The organism is Pseudaestuariivita atlantica, assembly GCF_001205715.1.
Lineage (GTDB): Bacteria > Pseudomonadota > Alphaproteobacteria > Rhodobacterales > Rhodobacteraceae > Pseudaestuariivita > Pseudaestuariivita atlantica.
Window position 1 is genome coordinate 332,152 of sequence record NZ_AQQZ01000002.1, and the last position, 18,362, is coordinate 350,513.

Sequence of the window (18,362 nt, forward strand, 5' to 3'; positions counted from 1 at the left end):
GATGACGACCTTTACCGCGCTGACGACCCTGCCCGAGAAGCCCTCTGCCGAGGCGCTGGGCGCGGCGCTCGAAGCGCTCGACCCGGCACCGACCGGCGTGGGCGTCTTCGAGGTCGAGGATGGCAGCGGCCTGTGGGAAGTCGGTGCCTATTTCATCGACCGGCCCGACGAGATCGCGCTGGCGCTACTCGCCGCCGTGCATGGCGCCCGCGATTTCGCGGTGTCCGAGGTTCCGGATGTCGACTGGGTCGCGCATGTGCGCCGCGAACTGGTGCCGGTACGGGCCGGGCGGTTCTATGTCTATGGCAGTCACGACGCCGATTCCGTGCCCGACGGGGTGGAGCCCCTGCTGGTGGAGGCCGCGATGGCCTTTGGCACCGGCCATCACGGGACGACGCAGGGCTGCCTTCAGGCGCTCGACGCGCTGGTCACGGCGGGAGAGGTCAAGCGGCGGGTGGCGGATATCGGTTGCGGCACCGCCGTGCTGGGCATGGCCGCCGCGCGCATCTGGCCCGACCCGGTGATCGCCAGCGATATCGACGAGGTCGCGGTCGAGGTGGCAGAGACCAACGTGCGCGCCAACGGGCTGGAAGGCCGGGTGCGGTGCGTGGAGGCGGCGGGGTTCGATCACCCCGACCTTGCGGCCGGCGCGCCCTATGACCTGATCTTTGCAAATATCCTGAAAGGCCCGCTGATTGACCTCGCGGCGCCCATGTTTGGCCACACGGCCCCGGAAGGCCACGTGATTCTGTCGGGCCTTCTGAACGAGCAGGCGGACGAGGTGCGCAGCCATTATCAACGGGTCGGATACAATCCCGTCTCGACGCTGGAGATTGGTGACTGGACGACACTAACGTTGCGCAAAACCACCTGAATTCTCACGGCTTTTTCTGCAATTTCGCCCCAATTGCCAACATTTCGCCACAATCTTTTGTCATCTTTTAGGAGACATCCGGTGGGGGCCAGATGTGGAGCCAACAATGGCAAATACCTTTGCCTCTTTCGATAAGCGCCTGCGCCAGATCGATCGCAAGAACCGCAAACTGGCGCGCGGCTATCGCAACAAGATCATGCCGAACGGATTGATCCAGCCCAAGGCGGTCCGCCGTTTCCATTTCCCGCTGAAAGGTTTCCTGCTGCTGGTGGCAGGTTTTTTCATTTTCAAGGCCTTCATGCTCGCCTCGGTCGGTCCGGTAACCTACGAAGACCGCCTCGCGGTTCTGGGTGAAGGCACGGCTGTCGAGCAGGGCGGCGCGTGGATGATGCAGGTGGATCCGGTCACGGCCTATATCGCCCGGTTCATGGGCGTGGTTGGTTAACCCGATCCTTCATCATTGCAGGGTGCACGAAAAAGCCCCGCGGCCTGATGGCGCGCGGGGCTTTTTGATGGGCACGGATGCGGCGGGGAGGGAGCCGCTCCGACAGGCCCATGGGAGGGAGGGTTAGCGGATCAGGCCGGAATACCGCAGCTGGTCGATATCGCCACGGATCAGGCCGATGTCTTCCAGTTCGTGGTCCGACAGTTTCGACAGCGCGCGACGGGTTGCGCGGTCGTCGTTCCATGCCTTCAGGGTTGCGATTGCATTGGCGAAGACCTGGCCAAGCGAGCCGGCAGTCGTGCCACGGTGAAAATCAAGAGCAGCCATGTCCTTCGTCCTTTCCTGAGAGAAGCTGTTCAAAGTCCGTGCTCACCTAGAAGCCGGGCGACCCTGCCACAAGAGCAATTCCTGCATGGGTGACATGCAATTTCCGCATGGCTTTGGCCTTGGTTAACCCATTGAGAATGTGTCGATAATCGGGCGTCGCGAGATGTCGCTTTCGGACGGTTTCTGCCGCAAACGAACGCCGCGTGGTGCCGGCGTGTCGCCCGTGGGCAGGTTCTGTCGCGAACGGAACAGGCGCGCGCCCCCTTGGCGGGTGTTCGCGTTTCGTGCTATCTGTCGCGCAACGGCAACAAAGCCGGGCAGACGGGCAGGGATGATGCGGGTACTGGGGATCGATCCGGGGTTGCGACAGACCGGTTGGGGCGTGATCGCCTGTGTCGGGAATCGCGTCAGTCACGTGGCGAACGGGGTTTGCAAGACACCGGCGGCCGATGACCTGGGGACGCGGCTCGTGTCGCTGTTCGACCAGTTGGAGGCCGTGATGGCCGCCCATGCACCCGAAGCGGTCGCGGTCGAGCAGACCTTCGTGAACAAGGACGGCGCGGGCACGCTGAAGCTGGGCCAGGCGCGTGGCATCGCGATGCTGGTCGCGGCGCGGTCGGGCCTGCGGGTCGGGGAATACGCGCCCAATGCCGTCAAGAAGTCCGTCGTCGGCGTCGGCCATGCCGACAAACGCCAGATCGACCACATGGTGCGTCTGCAATTGCCCGGCGTGGTCATCGCGGGGCCGGACGCGGCGGATGCGCTGGCCATCGCGCTGTGCCATGCCTTCCACGCGGGCTCCCGCGCCGCGCAGGCGAGGGCAAGCGCGTGATTGGGCGGATCGCGGGGCGGGTGCTGTATCGCACCGACGAACACGTGCTGATCGATGTGCGCGGGGTGGGCTACCTCGTACATTGCTCGCAAACGACGCTGGCCGCGCTGCCGCCCGACGGCGAGGCGGTTGCGCTGTATACCGATCTGCTGGTGCGCGAGGACCTGCTGCAGCTTTACGGCTTCCTGTCACTGGTCGAGAAGGAGTGGCACCGCCTTTTGATGAGCGTGCAGGGGATCGGCGCGAAGGCGTCGCTGTCGATCCTTGGTGCGCTCGGGGCCGAGGGCGTGGGCCGTGCGATTGCGCTGGGCGATCAGGCCGCGATCCGCGCCGCCAAGGGAATCGGACCCAAGACCGCGCAGCGCGTGCTGGTCGAGTTGAAGGACAAGGCCCCCGCCGTGATGGCGATGGCGGGCCGGGCGGACGGCACGGCAGCCGCGGCGGACGACGTGATAGACCCCGCCGATGCGCAAGGCGGCACCGGCGTGACCGCCCGCCCAACCGCGTCCACCCCGGCGCAAGGGGCAAGCGGGGCCGCGCAGGCGGATGCGTTGTCGGCGCTGCAGAACCTCGGCTATGGGCCCAGCGACGCCGCGGCAGCGGTTGCCGAGGCGGCGGGTGCAGGTGACGCGAGTGCCGAGGATTTGATCCGCGCCGCGCTGAAGCTTCTGGCGCCGAAGGGGTAGCGCGGTGGCTGAGCCCGATCCCACCCTCCGCCCGGACGCGCAGCCCGAAGACCAGGACCGGGCGCTGAGGCCGCAGGCGCTGGACCAGTTCATCGGTCAGGCGGAGGCGCGGGCGAACCTGCGCGTCTTCATCCAGTCCGCCCGCACGCGGGGCGAGGCGATGGATCATACGCTGTTCCACGGGCCGCCCGGTCTGGGCAAGACGACGCTGGCGCAGATCATCGCGCGGGAGCTTGGGGTCGGGTTTCGCATGACCTCGGGGCCGGTTCTGGCCAAGGCGGGTGATCTGGCGGCGATCCTCACGAACCTCGAAGCGCGGGACGTGCTGTTTATTGACGAAATCCACCGGCTGAACCCGGCGGTCGAAGAGGTGCTGTACCCCGCGATGGAAGACCACGAGCTGGACCTCGTGATCGGGGAGGGACCGGCGGCGCGGACCGTGCGGATCGAATTGCAGCCCTTCACGCTGGTGGGCGCGACGACGCGGCTGGGGCTTTTGACGACGCCCCTGCGGGACCGGTTCGGCATTCCGACACGGTTGCAGTTCTACACGGTGGGCGAATTGCACCAGATCGTCACCCGCAACGCCCAGCTTCTGGGTGTCCCCGCCGACGAGGGCGGCGCGGAAGAGATCGCGCGCCGGGCGCGGGGCACGCCCCGGATCGCCGGGCGGCTGTTGCGGCGGGTTGTGGATTTCGCCGTGGTCGAGGGCGACGGGCAGGTCACGCGCACCCTCGCCGATCACGCGTTGACGCGGCTGGGTGTGGACCAGCTGGGCCTTGATGGCGCCGACCGGCGCTACCTGCGGCTGATCGCCGAGAATTACGCGGGCGGCCCGGTGGGGATTGAGACGATCGGCGCGGCGCTGAGCGAAAGCCGCGACGCGCTGGAGGACGTGATCGAGCCCTACCTGCTGCAGCAGGGCCTGATCCAGCGCACCCCGCGCGGGCGGATGCTGGCGCACAAGGGCTGGCGGCACCTTGGGCTGGACGCGCCCAAGGCGGGGGGCGACCTGTTCGACAGCTGACGCGCTACAGCAGCACGTCGTCCGCCAGCATGTCGAAGGACACGCCGCGCAGGCTGACGGTTGTTCCGTCCTGCAAATCGAGCACGACGCCATTGCGGCCCTCCGAGACAACGAGCGCGCGCAGCGCGTCGATGTCGGCGAAGCCGTAGTTGCGCAAGTCGAGCCTGTCGGTCCCGATTTCGAAATCGAGAATGGTATGATTGAAGCCGGAACCTTGTGCGGCAAAAGTCAATGGTCTGAAAAGAAACGTGTCGGCCCCTTCGCCACCACGCAAATGCGTGTCGGCCCCTTCCCCGGCACGCAAATGCCTGTCATCGAAGAGCGCGATCAGCGTGTCGTCGCCCGACCCGCCATTGCCTAACAGCCTTTGACCGGGATCGCCGTCAAAATAGCGGACCTGCAGGAGATCGTCGCCTTCCCCGCCATGCAACAATCCGCCGACAAGCCGGTCGTTTCCCGGGCCGCCGTGTACCGTGTCCTCGGTCTGGCCACGCAGAACGTCATCGTCGGGGCCGCCTTGCAACAGATCGCTACCAATATAGGAGTGCAGGGTATCATTTCCCGGCCCTCCATGAAGTACATGCTGGCCCCTGCCGGTTTCGATCACATCGTTGCCCGGTCCAGCAAAAACCGTGGACGAGCTGTATCCGCTGCGGCCGTTCCCGAGCCAGCCTCCAAAGTAGGTCTGGATCACGTCGTTGCCGGCTCCGGCCTCGATGACCGTATTGCCGTAGGTTGCAGAGATCCAGTCGTCTCCGGCACCTGAGGAGATCCGGCTGGAGCCAGTAGCCCCACTCAAGGATATTACATCGTCGCCTGAACCGGTTGTGACTTCTGCGAGCGCGTTCCGGACAATGACCAAGTTGTCGCCCGCTCCGTCGCGGATTGTCGCGTTGCCAGCCCCGACGAAATGCGTGTCGTTCCCTTCCCCGCCCCACAATTCGTCATTCCCGCCCCGGCCCAGGAGATGGTCATCGCCCCCTCCGCCGCGCAGCCTATCGTCGCCGGGGCCTGCCTCCAGCGTGTCGTCGCCCGCCCCTCCGTGCAGAATGTCTTGGCCGGCGCCGGCGGACAATCGGTCGTGGCCCATCCCGCCAATCAAGGTATCGGCGGCATCGTCTGAGCCGCCGTACAGCTCATCGTCGCCGGATCCGCCGATTATCAGGTCGTCATTCGCGCCGCCGTAGAGCGTGTCGTTGCCGTCGATGCCGATCATCCTGTCATTGCCGCCCAGCCCGAACGCGCGGTCAGCGTTGGACGTGCCGACGAGGAAATCAGAACCCTGCGTGCCCAGTGTATCGCCGGGCCGGAAGGGGGACAGCGCGATGCTGCGCGATGGTTGATCGGAAATACTGCTTACAAATCGAAACATGACAGTTCTCCAAATGGATCAGAAACAAATCGCTAAAAGTTCTCCCAGCGTACTTTCGCCCTCCGATTCTGGTCAACCGCGCGCAAGCAAACATACCAGGCGTCTCTGGCGGGCGCCGTCGGGCGCTGGTAAGGGGCGGCATGGCCGATACGCTCTTTACCCATGACGACATCGCCGCGCTGTTCACCCGCAGCGACGGCACTTACCTGTTCGCCCGTTGGGGGCGGCCCATGGCGCCCGTGGTGTTCGGCGTCGCGCCGCAAACGCTGGACGTCGTGAAAGGCGCGATCGAGGCCGTGGGCGCTCTGACCGGCATGGGCGTCGCGCAGACGGATCCCGAGCTTGGCTCGAACACGATGTGGTTCTTCTTCAGCGACTGGGCCGAGTTGCTGGAGGTGCCGGACCTTGACCGCCTCGTGCCGGACCTGCACCCGCTGGTGGCGCGGCTGACCAAGGCGGGGGCGAACCAGTACCGCATTTTCCGTTTTGACGAGGCGGGTGCGATCCGGGCCTGTTTCGTGTTCCTGCGGATGGATGCGCATCTGGGCGCGGTGCCCGCGGACACGCTGGCGCTGACGCAGGTGGTGCAGTCGGTGCTGTTGTGGTCCGACACCGCGTTCACAGACCGCGCGGCGCTGGCGCGGGCCGAGGATGGCACGGTGCTGTTGCGCCCCGATATCGCGATGCTGATCCGGGTGGCCTATGATCCGGTCCTGCCGTCGGTCGCGCAGGATCCAAGCCATGCCTTACGGCTGGCGGCCCGGATCGAGGCGATGAAGGACGCCTGACCATGGCCCACAGCTTTCAATGCCGTGTCTATTACGAGGACACCGACCTCGCTGGGATCGTCTATTACGCCAACTACCTGAAGTTCATCGAACGCGCCCGCAGCGAGTGGGTGCGGGAATTGGGCGTCGACCAGACGGCGCTGAAGGCCGAGGGCGTGGTGTTCGCCGTCCGGCGGGTGGAGGCGGACTACCTGTCACCCGCGCGGTTCGACGACGTGCTTGAGGTGGCAACGCGTGTTCGGAAGGTTACCGCGGCGCGGATCGAGCTGGAGCAGGATGTGAGCCGGGGGGACGAGGTTCTGTTCGCTTCGGTTGTCACGCTGGTCTGCCTGTCTGAGGCGGGGGCACCGGTGCGCTTGCCCGAGGGGGTGCGGAATGCGGTAGGATAGCGCCGAGCCGCGCGATTGCCGACGCGCGCGGTGGCGATCCAACGGCTGCACGGCGCGCTTTATCGTTCCGTTCCGAAAGAGGTCCAAGCGACGCGCAGGTGGTCACCAAATCGCCGCCGCGTAGGGGCGCGTCGGCGATCGCGCGGCGCCCTGCGGGCTTGATTCCGCGCGGGAAACGCGTGGACGGGGTGCCAACTTGGTAAAATGACGTTGCCGCCCCGCCCCGGCGCCCCGACAAACGTGCGGCTTTCAGCCGAGCCACACGCGCTTGTGTTGGCATTTTCGCCGCGCCTGCGGTAGTCTTGCGCGAAAACCCAAAGGGTAAAATTGGGAGCAGGCGGCAGGTTCATGGAAACAGAACTCCTCAACGCGGCGGGAGGGCAGGACTTCTCGATGTGGGCGCTCTTCGCGCGCGCGACGATCACGGTGAAGATCGTGATGCTGATGCTGATCGTGGCCTCGTTCTGGTCGTGGTCGATCATCATCCAGAAACTGATCGTGTTCCGGGCGGCACGGCGCGAAGCAGGCCGGTTCGACCGCGCCTTCTGGTCGGGGGAGCCGCTTGACGGCCTGTTCGACCAGATCGGGCCGACGCCCGCGGGGCGCAGCCAGCGGATTTTCGCGGCGGGCATGACGGAATGGCGCCGCAGTCACAAGGAAGACGGGCGGCTGATCGCGGGCGCACAGGCGCGGATCGACCGCAGCATGGACGTCGCTATCGCCAAGGAAGCGGACGAGTTGCAGCGCGGGCTGCCGGTGCTGGCGACGGTCGGGTCCACCGCGCCGTTCGTCGGCCTTTTCGGGACTGTCTGGGGGATCATGAACGCGTTCATCGAAATCGCCGAACAGCAGAACACCAACCTTGCGGTGGTGGCGCCCGGCATAGCCGAGGCGCTGCTGGCGACGGGGCTGGGCCTTCTGGCCGCGATCCCGGCGGTCATCTTCTACAACAAGCTGAGCGCGGATGCGGACCGGATCGTCGCGGGCTACGAAGCCTTCGCCGACGAGTTCTCGACCATCCTCAGCCGCCAGCTGGACAGCTGAGCCATGGGCGCGGGCGTCGTGGACAAGTCGGGCGGCGGGGGCGGACGGCGCAGGCGGAATGGCCGGGGCCGGACCAAACCGATGTCCGAAATCAACGTCACGCCGTTCGTCGACGTCATGCTGGTGCTGTTGATCATCTTCATGGTCGCCGCCCCGCTTTTGACGGTCGGCGTGCCGGTGGAATTGCCCAAGACGGCGGCGAACGCCCTTCCGGCAGAGGCCGAGCCGCCCCTGACGATCACGATCCTGTCCGACGGCAGGGTGCTGATCCAGGAAACCGAGACGCCGCGCGAGGAACTCGTCGGCAAATTGCGCGCCATCGCGGCGGAACGGTCGTCGGACCGGGTCTTCCTGCGCGCGGACGGCGCGATCAGCTATGACGTCGTCATGCAGGTGATGGGTGCGCTCAACGCGGGCGGGTTCGCCAATATCGGCCTTGTCACGGATATCGGCGGTCCGTCGCTCGACTCGGATCCGGGCTGAGGCCGCGTGCATGCATGTCGGGCATTATATCTCGGGCATCGGCCATGCGGGGCTGATCGGCTGGTTGCTGTTCGGCAACGTGTTCGCCGCCGAGCCGCTCAAGATGGAATTTACCGAGGTCACGATGGTGTCGGGGCAGGAATGGGCGGCGCTGGTGCTGCCCGAAAGCCCTCCCGATGCCTCGGCGGTGGTGGAGACGCCCGAGCCGCCCGCGCCGCAGCCGGAGGCCGACCCGGTGGCGCCCGAAACCGTGCCCGAGCCGCAACCGGCCCCGCAACCCGATCCCGCCCCGGCCCCGGCGCCCGATGCGCAACCGGATGTCAGCGATGTCGCCACCCCCGTGCCCGAGGCGGCGGTCGAGGACGCGCCGCCCGACCAGCCGGACGCGCCCGCTCCGGAGGTTGCGGTGATCGTGCCCGACACCGCTCCGCTTGAAAGCATCCGGCCCAAGCCGCGCCCGGCCTCGCGCGTGGCGCCCGTCCCGGTCGCGCAACCGCAGCCCGAAACCGAGATCGCCCCGGTCCCGTCGCCCGAGACGCGGCCCGATGAAGCGAGCGAGACACCGACGCCCGAGCAGGACGCCGCCCGGCCCGAGGAAGCCACGACCGAGATCGTGACCGAGGCCGAAGAGCCGGCCTCGGCTGCGCCCACGCAATCGCTTCGCCCGCGCGGGCGGCCCGAGCGGTTGGCGACGGCCTCCACCCCCGAACCGGACACCCCCGCACCGTCGGACACCCGCGACGACTCGGTCGAGTCGGTCGTGGCCGACCTGTTGCGCGAGGCGACGGCGCCCGCCGCGCCCGCGGGCGGCCCGCCTCTCAGCCGCGGCGAGTCCGAAGCGTTTCGCATCGCGGTGCAGGAATGCTGGAACGTGGACGTGGGCAGCCAGGCCGCGAACGTGGTTGTCACGGTCGGGTTCGAACTGGCTGAGAACGGCACTGTCTCCAGCGACGTGCGCCTGATCGCGGCCGAGGGCGGATCGGACGGTGCGGTGCAGACGGCGTTCCAGTCCGCCCGCCGCGCGGTGTTGCGCTGCCAGCGCGGAGGCTATGATCTTCCTGCCGACAAGTACGAGACCTGGCGCGAGGTCGAAATGACGTTCAACCCCGAAAGCATGAGGGTGCGATGATGAGACGAGTTCTGGCGATCGTGATGCTGGCCTGCCTGTGGGCAGGCGTCGTGCAGGCCCAGGGTGGCCCGCTGCGGATCGAAATCACCGAAGGCGTGGTGGAGCCTCTACCATTCGCCGCCCCGCCCTTCGTCGCCGAAACGGCGGGCGCGGCGGATTGGGGCCAGCGCATCGCGCAGGTGGTGGCGGATGATCTGAACGGCACCGGCCTTTTCCGGCAGATCCCGGCAGGGGCCTTCATCAGCCAGATCACCAGCTTCGCCGCGCCCGTCGCCTTCGCGGACTGGCGCGCGATCAACGCGCAGGCGCTGATCACGGGCGCGGTGCAGACGGACGGGGCGGGCAACCTTGTCGTGAAGTTCCGCGTCTACGACGTCTTCGCCGGGACCGAGCTGGGTGCCGGCCTGCAATTCGCGGGCACCGAGGACGGCTGGCGGCGCATGGCGCACAAGGTGGCCGATGCTGTCTACAGCCGGATCACCGGCGAGGGTGGCTATTTCGACAGCCGGGTGGTGTTCGTGTCCGAAGCCGGGCCCAAGGACAACCGCCGCAAGCGGCTGGCGATCATGGATTACGATGGGGCCAACGTGCAGTACCTGACGGATTCCAGCGCGCTGGTGCTGGCGCCGCGCTTTTCGCCGACCGGCGACCGGGTGCTTTATACCAGCTACGAGTCGGGCTTTCCGCGCATCAAGATCCTCGATGTCGGATCGGTCCGGAGCCGCACGCTGGAACAGGGCGACGGCACGATGAGCTTTGCCCCGCGCTTTGCGCCGGGTGGGCAAAGCGTTGTCTATTCGCTGAGCACCGGCGGTAATACCGACCTCTACCGGCTCGACCTGGCATCCGGTGGGACCGCGCGGCTGACCTCGGCGCCGGGGATCGAAACCGCGCCGTCCTATTCGCCCGATGGCAGCCGCATCGTGTTCGAAAGCGACCGGTCGGGCACGCAGCAGCTTTACATCATGCCCGCCGGTGGCGGCGAGGCGCAGCGCATTTCGTTCGGGGAGGGCCGGTATGGCACGCCTGTCTGGTCGCCGCGCGGTGACCTGATCGCCTTTACCAAGCAGTCGAAGGGCCGGTTCCATATCGGCGTGATGCGCACCGATGGCAGTGAGGAGCGGTTGCTGACGGCTTCGTTCCTAGATGAAGGGCCGACATGGGCGCCGAACGGGCGGGTCATCATGTTTGCGCGCGAGACCCAGGGCGCGCAGGGCACGTCATCGCTTTATTCGGTCGACGTGTCGGGGCGGAACCTCAAGCGGGTGCGCACGCCGGACGGCGCGTCGGACCCCGCGTGGTCGCCGCTGCAGTGATCGGCGACGCACCGCACGCCGCCGCGCCCGGCGTTTCCTTGCGCGGCGGTATGTGCTAACAAGCGACAAAATGCCGGCAAGGCATCACATATTGGCATGAGGGCAGACATCATGACACCGATCAAGGCGATCCTTCTGAGCGCGGTGGCGCTTTCCGTCGCAGCCTGCGCGAACCCCAACCGGTTCGACAACGAGGTGGACCTGAGCGCGACACGCGCCGCCCCGGCGCCGGTCACCCCGGTCGGGCCGTCCATCGACTCGCCGGAATACTTCAAGCAATCGGTCGGCGACAGGGTCCTGTTCGCGGTGGACCAGTCCACGCTCAGCCCGGCGGCCATGCGCACGCTTGACGCGCAGGCGGCGTGGCTGACCACCAATTCCGACTACATCGCCACGATCGAGGGCCACGCGGACGAACAGGGCACGCGGGAATACAACCTCGCCCTTGGCGCGCGCCGGTCGAACGCGGTCAAGGAATACCTCGTGTCGAAAGGTATTCCGGAAGCCCGCCTGAAGGTGGTAACCTACGGCAAGGAACGGCCGATCGAGATCTGTTCGGAAGAGGCGTGCTATGCCAAGAACCGGCGCGCGGTCACGATCATCTCGGGCGGCCTGACAAGTTAAGAGGCGCCTGCCCCGGGCAGGGTTCGGGGGAATTGATGCGTTTCATCCTTGTTGTCGTTCTGGCCCTGGCCGGTGCCCCGTCTTTCGCGCAGGACCAGACGTTGGCGGATATCCGTCAGCAGCTGACGATGCTTGCGGTCGAGATCCAGAAGCTCAAACGCGAATTGTCCACCACCGGCGTCCAGGACGTGACGGTGCAGGGATCGGTGCTGGACCGGCTCGACGCGCTGGAAGTGGAAATGCAGCGCCTGACGGCCAAGACCGAGCAGCTGGAATTCCGCATCGGTCGCGTCGTGAAGGACGGCACCAACCGCATCGGCGACCTCGAATTCCGGCTGGTCGAGCTGGAGGGCGGTGACGTGAGCCAGCTGGGCGAGACCTCGACCCTCGGGGGCGCGGACCTTGCCGCCGTCGCCCCGGAAGCGCCGCAACCGGTGCAGGTGCCGGACGGCACGCAGCTTGCGGTCGGGGAAAAGCGCGATTTCGACGCCGCGCTGTCCTCGCTGGAGGCGGGCCGGTTCGCGCAGGCGGCAGATGCCTTCCGCGCCTTCCGGCAGGCTTATCCCGGTTCACCTTTCGAGCCGCAGGCGCTGATGGGGCTTGGCAAGGCGCTGGACGGGCAGGGCGACACGCGCAGCGCGGCGCGCGCGTGGCTCGACAGCTATTCCGGGTATCCGCAAAGCCCGGTCGCGGCCGAGGCGCTTTTCCGCGTGGGCGAGGCGCTGGGCCGGCTCGACAAGCCGCGCGAGGCCTGCGTGACGCTGGGCGAGGTCGCGGTGCGCTTTCCCGGCGACCCTTTCGTCACAGAAGCCGAGGCCGCGCGGACGGCGCTTGGCTGTTCCTGACGTCGCGCGGGTGGCCGGCGATGGGGAATTACATATTTGAAAAGAGAAGAAGCCCATACCCGGTGTGATCCTGACCTGCCGCAGCGCTTTGCGGACAGGATGGGGCACCTGTTGGGCCCGGAGTTCCCGTCGGACATCGCTTTGGCCGTATCGGGCGGGTCGGATTCCATGGCGATGCTGCTACTGGCGCATGGCTGGGCGCGTCACATGGGCGTGCGGTTATGGGTGGTGACGGTGGATCACGGGCTCAGACCCGAGGCGGCGGACGAGGCGGCCTTTGTGAAGACCGAATGCGCTGCGCTGGGGTTGGCGCACACGACGCTGCGCTGGCGTTGGGACGGTAAGGGAAATCTTCAGGCGGCGGCGCGGGAGGCGCGGATCGACCTGATCGGGCGCTGGGCAGGCGCGATCCGTCATGTGCTGTTCGCCCACACGCAGGATGACGTGGCCGAGACGTTCCTGATGCGGCTGGCGCGGGGATCGGGCGTCGAAGGATTGGCCGCGATGGCGGCGATCGGTGACGTGCCTCGTTCGATTGGGGCGAACGATTTGCCGGATGCGGATATTGATGGTCCGGTTCCACTGCGCGCCGAGACACTGCACTACGGCGAAGCCGGTCGGTCGATCAACGTCACGCCGCCCAGTCTGACCCGCGTGCGGCCCTTGCTGGAAGAGCCGCGCGAAGGGCTGCGGGGCTACCTGCGGTTCCACAAGACGAGGTGGGTGGAAGACCCGTCGAACGAGGACCCGGCTTTTGACCGCGTGCGGGTGCGGGCGGCGATGGAGGGGCTTGGGATTCCGGCACAGCGTCTTGCGGGCACGGCCCGGCGCATGTCGCGGGCGCGGGAGGCGCTTTTCGCGCGGGCCGAAGCTGCCGCGCGGGACGTCGTGAGCGGATGGGATGGCTCAGGCGACGTGGTGTTTGACCGGACGCGTCTTGCATCGCTGGAGCCCGAGACCGGTTTGCGCCTGATGGCAGAGGCCGTGCGGTATGTCTCCTCCACGCCCTACAAACCGCGCGCATCGGCGCTGGAGGATGCTCTGGCCCGTGCAACGGATGGTGGGCGCATGACGCTGCAGGGTTGCCTTGTGACTGCGGAGGCGGAGGTTCTGCGCGTCTGTCGCGAATACGCAGCCGTGGCTGACATGCGCGTGCCGTTCAATTCGTCGCCCTGGGACCAGCGCTGGTGGTCCTTGCCCAAGCCGGAGTTCGAGGGGTTGGACATCGCCGCATTGGGCGAGCAGGGAGCGGCGCAGCTTGAGGGAAGGCCGGCGGGCACGCCCTTTTACGCGTTGATCGCGCGGCCTGCGGTCTTTGACGGTGCGCGGCTGGTTGCCTTTGCACCGGCCGGGTTCGGCTCGCCATATTCGTGCAAGCTGAACCCCCCGGGTGGCTCCTTTGCCGCAGGGTGGGTGCCATTGAAGCGCCGCAGTTGATCGCTATTTAAGACGTAACCCTCATGTGGTAGGCCACGCGGCACCACGTCTGACCGGAGAATTTCCTTGGGAAACGCACGCAATATCGCCTTCTGGGTCGTTCTGTTTCTTCTGATCCTTGCCTTGTTCCAACTGTTCAACGGCGGCGGAAACACGCTGCAAAGCCGAACGATCCCGTATTCGGAATTCGTTCAGGCGGTGAAGGATGATTCCGTTTCCGCCGTGACGCTGGATGGCGAGCAGGTGCGTTATCGCGGGACGGACGGGAACGAATACATCACGATCAAGCCCGAGGATGCGAACCTCACCCAGCTCTTGATCGATGAGGAGGTGCCGGTCGAGGCGAAGCAGCAGGAGCAGTCGGGTTTCCAGACCTTCATCCTGTCGCTGTTGCCGTTCCTTCTGCTGATCGGCGTGTGGATCTATTTCATGAACCGCATGCAGGGCGGGGGCCGTGGCGGCGCGATGGGCTTTGGCAAGTCCAAGGCCAAGATGCTGACCGAGAAGCATGGGCGCGTCACGTTCGACGACGTAGCCGGCATCGACGAGGCCAAGGAAGAGCTGGAAGAGATCGTGGAATTCCTGCGCAACCCGCAGAAATTCTCGGCCCTTGGCGGCAAGATCCCCAAAGGTGCGCTGCTGGTGGGCCCTCCGGGTACCGGTAAGACGCTGCTCGCCCGCGCGATCGCGGGAGAGGCGGGCGTGCCGTTCTTCACCATTTCGGGCTCGGACTTTGTCGAGATGTTCGTGGGCGTCGGTGCGTCCCGCGTGCGCGACATGTTCGAGCAGGCGAAGAAGAATGCGCCTTGCATCGTGTTTATCGACGAGATCGACGCCGTGGGTCGGCACCGGGGTGCGGGTTATGGCGGCGGCAATGACGAGCGGGAACAGACGCTCAACCAGTTGCTGGTGGAGATGGACGGCTTTGAAGCCAATGAAGGCGTGATCATCATCGCGGCCACCAACCGCCGCGACGTGTTGGACCCTGCGCTGTTGCGTCCTGGCCGGTTCGACCGCCAGGTCACCGTGCCGAACCCCGACATCAAGGGCCGCGAGAAGATCCTGAACGTACACGCGCGCAAGGTGCCACTGGGCCCCGATGCCGACATGCGGATCATCGCGCGCGGCACGCCGGGCTTCTCGGGTGCGGACCTTGCGAACCTCGTGAACGAGGCGGCGCTGATGGCGGCGCGTGTCGGGCGACGGTTCGTTACGATGGAAGATTTCGAGAACGCCAAGGACAAGGTCATGATGGGTGCCGAACGGCGCAGCATGGTCCTGACCGACGAGCAGAAGGAAAAGACGGCCTATCACGAGGCGGGCCACGCCGTCGTGGGGCTGGAACTGCCGCAATGCGACCCGGTCTACAAGGCGACGATCATTCCGCGCGGTGGCGCGCTGGGCATGGTCGTGTCCCTGCCCGAGATCGACCGGCTGAACTGGCATCGTTCGGAATGCGAGGAAAAGCTGGCCATGACTATGGCGGGCAAGGCGGCGGAAATCATCAAGTACGGTCCCGACAACGTGTCGAACGGTCCGGCGGGTGACATCCAGCAGGCCTCGGCCCTCGCGCGGGCGATGGTCCTGCAATGGGGCATGTCCGACAAGGTGGGCAACATCGACTACCGCGAGGCGGCTGAAGGATACAGTGGCCAGACCGCCGGCCTGTCCGTGTCCGCCCATACCAAGGAGTTGATCGAGGAAGAGGTCAAACGCTTCATCGAGGAAGCCTATGACCGCGCCTACAAGATCCTGACCGAGAAGAAAGAGGAATGGGAGCGGCTGGCGCAGGGCCTTCTGGAATACGAGACGCTGACCGGTGACGAGATCAAGCGCGTGATGCGGGGCCAGCCGCCGCATGTCGAGAAGGACGACGAGGACGAGAAGCCGTCGGGCAATGCGCCGTCGGTCACCGCGATCCCGAAGACCAAGCCGCGCAACAAGCCGGTGGGTGGTGGCGACATGGAGCCCGAACCCTCGGCGTAAGGCAAGGTGGGTGGAAACCACCTACCTTTCGTGAGTTTTGCAACGGCCCGCTGAATTCCGGTGGGCCGTTTGCGTTTGGGATGCCCGGCAGGTTGAATGGTGCGATCACTGGACGTTCCATTCGTCTCGAATTCTGTGTCCAATCATCACGAAGTGTCATTTCCGGTTTGTGCCGCCCACGGGTAATGCTGCCGGAAACAGACCGGAGAGAGCACATGCCTGCCTTGAAACCGACCGACTGGAGCGCCGAGATCGTCTGGCTGGGATCGCTGGTGAGCGAGGACCGCAAGGTGATGCTGGGCGAGGAGCGCGAGGCGCTGGACCTGACGTTCGAAGGTGTCGAGGGCGAGTGCCATGCGGGGCTGACGCGCCCGTCGTGCAGCCGGGTGACGTCGCAATATCCCAAGGGCACGCCGATCCGGAACGAGCGGCAGGTGTCGATTGTCAGTGCCGAGGAGCTGGACGAGATTGCCACCAAGCTGGGTCTGGAGAGAATTGATCCTGCGCGGTTGGGCGCGACCATCGTGGTGCGGGGCATCCCGGATTTCACCCATATCCCGCCGTCGTCGCGGTTGCAGGCGCCCTCCGGTGCGACGGTCTGCGTGGATATGGAAAACCGCCCCTGCCAGTTTCCCGCGAAGTCGATCGAGGCGGAGCATCCCGGCCAGGGCACCGGGTTCAAGACCGCCGCCAAGGGCAAGCGCGGGGTCACGGCGTGGGTCGCGGCGGAGGGGCGGATCGCGGTTGGCGACACCCTGACGCTGCATGTTCCCGATCAACGCGCATGGTCCCCCTGAGGCGACACGGGTTTCCTATCGGAGACGGAGGAGAGCCGCGCGCGACGGTTCCGGTGAAGGAAATGTCGGAATCGCCCTGCCAGAATGTCGCAACCCGTGAATAACGTCGTGCGCAATTGCATACGAACGCAACGGGGAACCTCATGGCCTACAAATCCGATATCGAGATCGCGCGCGAAGCGCAGAAGAAGCCGATCCAGGAGATCGGGGCCAAGATCGGCATCGATGGCGAGGCCTTGCTGCCCTATGGCCACGACAAGGCGAAGGTGAGCCAGGACTTCATCAACTCGGTCCAGTCGAAGAAGAACGGCAAGCTGATCCTCGTGACCGCGATCAACCCCACGCCCGCGGGTGAGGGCAAGACCACGACGACCGTGGGTCTGGGTGACGGTCTGAACCGGATCGGCAAGAACGCGATGGTCTGTATCCGCGAGGCGTCGCTGGGCCCGAATTTCGGCATGAAGGGCGGGGCCGCGGGTGGCGGCATGGCGCAGGTCGTGCCGATGGAGGAGATGAACCTCCACTTCACCGGCGACTTCCACGCGATCACCTCCGCGCACTCGCTGCTGTCGGCGATGATCGACAACCACATCTACTGGGGCAACGAGCTGGAAATCGACGTGCGCCGGGTGCAGTGGCGCCGCGTGGTCGACATGAACGACCGGGCGCTGCGCCAGATCACCTGTTCTTTGGGTGGTGTGGCCAACGGTTTCCCGCGCGAGGCAGGGTTCGACATCACCGTGGCGTCCGAGGTCATGGCGATCCTGTGCCTGGCGAAGGACCTCGAAGACCTGCAGAAGCGCCTGGGCGACATGATCGTGGCCTACCGCCGCGACCGCTCCCCCGTCTACTGCCGCGACATCAAGGCCGATGGCGCGATGACGGTGCTGTTGAAGGACGCGATGCAGCCGAACCTCGTGCAGACGCTGGAGAACAACCCGGCCTTCGTGCACGGCGGCCCGTTCGCGAATATCGCGCATGGCTGCAACTCGGTCATCGCGACGACGACCGCGCTGAAGCTGGCGGATTACGTGGTGACCGAAGCGGGCTTTGGCGCCGATCTGGGCGCCGAGAAGTTCCTCAACATCAAGTGCCGCAAGGCCGGCCTGAGCCCCGACGCGGTGGTGCTGGTCGCAACGGTGCGGGCGATGAAGATGAACGGCGGCGTGGCCAAGGCCGATCTGGGCGACGAGAACGTGGATGCTGTCAAGAAGGGCTGCCCGAACCTTGGGCGTCACATCGAGAACCTGAAATCCTTCGGTGTGCCGGTGGTCGTTGCGATCAACCACTTCGTGACCGACACCGATGCCGAGGTGCAGGCGGTGAAGGATTACGTGACCGAGCACGGGTCCGAAGCGATCGTGTCGCGGCACTGGGAACTGGGCTCGGAAGGGTCGGCCGACCTCGCGATGCGGGTGGCGGAGATCGCGGACAGCGGGAAGTCGCAATTCTCGCCCATCTATCCCGATGACATGAGCCTGTTCGAGAAGATCGAGACCATCGCCAAGCGCATCTACCGCGCGGACGAGGTGCTGGCCGACAAGAAGATCCGCGACCAGCTGAAGCTGTGGGAAGAGCAGGGATACGGCAACCTGCCGGTCTGCATGGCGAAGACGCAGTATTCCTTCTCGACCGATCCGAACCTGCGCGGCGCGCCGACGGGCCATTCGGTCCCGGTGCGCGAGGTTCGCCTGTCGGCCGGTGCCGGGTTCGTGGTCGTCGTCTGCGGCGAGATCATGACGATGCCGGGCCTGCCGCGGCATCCGGCGGCGGAATCGATCATGCTGAACGCGGACGGGCAGATCGAAGGTCTGTTCTGATGTGAGACGGCGGGCGGACGCGCGTCTGCGACGACGCCCCGCCCACCGTCCCGCGAGGCGCGACGATCCGATCTGTCGCGCGGGCCGAGGGTCAGGGAGCCTCCGGCGGACATATTTTGAAAGAGAAGAAGCGAGGGACAT

The 18,362-nt window shown here is 66.1% G+C and carries 19 protein-coding genes; 17 read left to right on the plus strand and 2 right to left on the minus strand.

The genetic code is table 11. The annotated features are described in order from the left end of the window. Window position 1 precedes the first annotated feature (1 nt). Together ATO11_RS05125 and ATO11_RS05130 are read left to right on the plus strand one after the other, a co-directional pair. A complete protein-coding gene (locus tag ATO11_RS05125; protein WP_050529761.1) occupies window positions 2-874 on the plus strand; it encodes a 50S ribosomal protein L11 methyltransferase in 873 nt (290 codons plus the stop codon). Window positions 875-980: 106 nt separating this feature from the next. Beyond that, entirely contained in the window at window positions 981-1,319 is a 339-nt protein-coding gene (locus ATO11_RS05130; RefSeq protein WP_050529762.1) for a hypothetical protein, read from the plus strand. A 123-nt stretch (window positions 1,320-1,442) separates the two neighbouring features. Here ATO11_RS05130 and ATO11_RS05135 read toward each other — a convergent pair whose 3' ends face one another. Then, window positions 1,443-1,646: a DUF1127 domain-containing protein gene (locus tag ATO11_RS05135; RefSeq protein ID WP_050529763.1), complete on the minus strand. Its 204-nt coding sequence runs from the start codon at window positions 1,644-1,646 to the stop codon at window positions 1,443-1,445. A gap of 334 nt (window positions 1,647-1,980) precedes the next feature. Between ATO11_RS05135 and ruvC the strand changes: the two genes are divergently transcribed. The 3 genes from ruvC to ruvB are packed head-to-tail and all read left to right on the plus strand — an operon-like array spanning window position 1,981 to window position 4,191. After that, on the plus strand, window positions 1,981-2,478 hold the full coding sequence (gene ruvC / locus ATO11_RS05140) for a crossover junction endodeoxyribonuclease RuvC (RefSeq protein WP_082176187.1): 498 nt from the start codon (window positions 1,981-1,983) through the stop codon (window positions 2,476-2,478). Beyond that, on the plus strand, window positions 2,475-3,164 hold the full coding sequence (ruvA, locus tag ATO11_RS05145) for a Holliday junction branch migration protein RuvA (protein ID WP_050529765.1): 690 nt from the start codon (window positions 2,475-2,477) through the stop codon (window positions 3,162-3,164). The genes ruvC and ruvA overlap by 4 nt, the downstream gene beginning before the upstream one ends. Before the next feature lie 4 nt (window positions 3,165-3,168). Further along, on the plus strand, window positions 3,169-4,191 hold the full coding sequence (gene ruvB, locus ATO11_RS05150) for a Holliday junction branch migration DNA helicase RuvB (protein ID WP_050529766.1): 1,023 nt from the start codon (window positions 3,169-3,171) through the stop codon (window positions 4,189-4,191). Between the two features lie 4 nt (window positions 4,192-4,195). On the opposite strand, the gene ATO11_RS05155 is transcribed toward ruvB, so the two are convergent. Then, window positions 4,196-5,563: a calcium-binding protein gene (locus ATO11_RS05155; RefSeq protein ID WP_050529767.1), complete on the minus strand. Its 1,368-nt coding sequence runs from the start codon at window positions 5,561-5,563 to the stop codon at window positions 4,196-4,198. Between the two features lie 140 nt (window positions 5,564-5,703). Between ATO11_RS05155 and ATO11_RS05160 the strand changes: the two genes are divergently transcribed. The 12 genes from ATO11_RS05160 (at window position 5,704) to ATO11_RS05215 (ending at window position 18,221) form a co-directional block, all read left to right on the plus strand. Beyond that, window positions 5,704-6,351 (plus strand): hypothetical protein, encoded by a 648-nt coding sequence (locus ATO11_RS05160; RefSeq protein WP_050529768.1) that lies wholly within the window; start codon window positions 5,704-5,706, stop codon window positions 6,349-6,351. 2 nt (window positions 6,352-6,353) lie between these two features. Then, on the plus strand, window positions 6,354-6,740 hold the full coding sequence (gene ybgC / locus ATO11_RS05165) for a tol-pal system-associated acyl-CoA thioesterase (RefSeq protein WP_050529769.1): 387 nt from the start codon (window positions 6,354-6,356) through the stop codon (window positions 6,738-6,740). A 348-nt stretch (window positions 6,741-7,088) separates the two neighbouring features. Then, on the plus strand, window positions 7,089-7,784 hold the full coding sequence (tolQ, locus tag ATO11_RS05170; protein WP_050529770.1) for a protein TolQ: 696 nt from the start codon (window positions 7,089-7,091) through the stop codon (window positions 7,782-7,784). 3 nt (window positions 7,785-7,787) lie between these two features. Continuing rightward, on the plus strand, window positions 7,788-8,267 hold the full coding sequence (tolR, locus tag ATO11_RS05175; protein WP_050529771.1) for a protein TolR: 480 nt from the start codon (window positions 7,788-7,790) through the stop codon (window positions 8,265-8,267). A gap of 10 nt (window positions 8,268-8,277) precedes the next feature. Then, window positions 8,278-9,396: a hypothetical protein gene (locus ATO11_RS05180; RefSeq protein WP_050529772.1), complete on the plus strand. Its 1,119-nt coding sequence runs from the start codon at window positions 8,278-8,280 to the stop codon at window positions 9,394-9,396. Beyond that, on the plus strand, window positions 9,393-10,712 hold the full coding sequence (gene tolB / locus ATO11_RS05185; RefSeq protein ID WP_050529773.1) for a Tol-Pal system beta propeller repeat protein TolB: 1,320 nt from the start codon (window positions 9,393-9,395) through the stop codon (window positions 10,710-10,712). The genes ATO11_RS05180 and tolB overlap by 4 nt, the downstream gene beginning before the upstream one ends. Window positions 10,713-10,823: 111 nt before the next feature. Continuing rightward, window positions 10,824-11,336: a peptidoglycan-associated lipoprotein Pal gene (gene pal, locus ATO11_RS05190; RefSeq protein ID WP_050530038.1), complete on the plus strand. Its 513-nt coding sequence runs from the start codon at window positions 10,824-10,826 to the stop codon at window positions 11,334-11,336. Between the two features lie 35 nt (window positions 11,337-11,371). After that, a complete protein-coding gene (gene ybgF / locus ATO11_RS05195) occupies window positions 11,372-12,181 on the plus strand; it encodes a tol-pal system protein YbgF (RefSeq protein WP_050529774.1) in 810 nt (269 codons plus the stop codon). Window positions 12,182-12,280: 99 nt separating this feature from the next. Then, complete coding sequence (gene tilS / locus ATO11_RS05200) at window positions 12,281-13,618, plus strand: tRNA lysidine(34) synthetase TilS (protein ID WP_050529775.1); 1,338 nt, start codon at window positions 12,281-12,283, stop codon at window positions 13,616-13,618. Window positions 13,619-13,684: 66 nt separating this feature from the next. Further along, window positions 13,685-15,604, plus strand: coding sequence for an ATP-dependent zinc metalloprotease FtsH (gene ftsH, locus ATO11_RS05205; protein ID WP_050529776.1), 1,920 nt, complete (start codon window positions 13,685-13,687; stop codon window positions 15,602-15,604). 215 nt (window positions 15,605-15,819) lie between these two features. Then, window positions 15,820-16,401 (plus strand): MOSC domain-containing protein, encoded by a 582-nt coding sequence (locus ATO11_RS05210; RefSeq protein WP_050530039.1) that lies wholly within the window; start codon window positions 15,820-15,822, stop codon window positions 16,399-16,401. A gap of 143 nt (window positions 16,402-16,544) precedes the next feature. Further along, window positions 16,545-18,221: a formate--tetrahydrofolate ligase gene (locus ATO11_RS05215; RefSeq protein WP_050529777.1), complete on the plus strand. Its 1,677-nt coding sequence runs from the start codon at window positions 16,545-16,547 to the stop codon at window positions 18,219-18,221. Window positions 18,222-18,362: the final 141 nt, after the last annotated feature.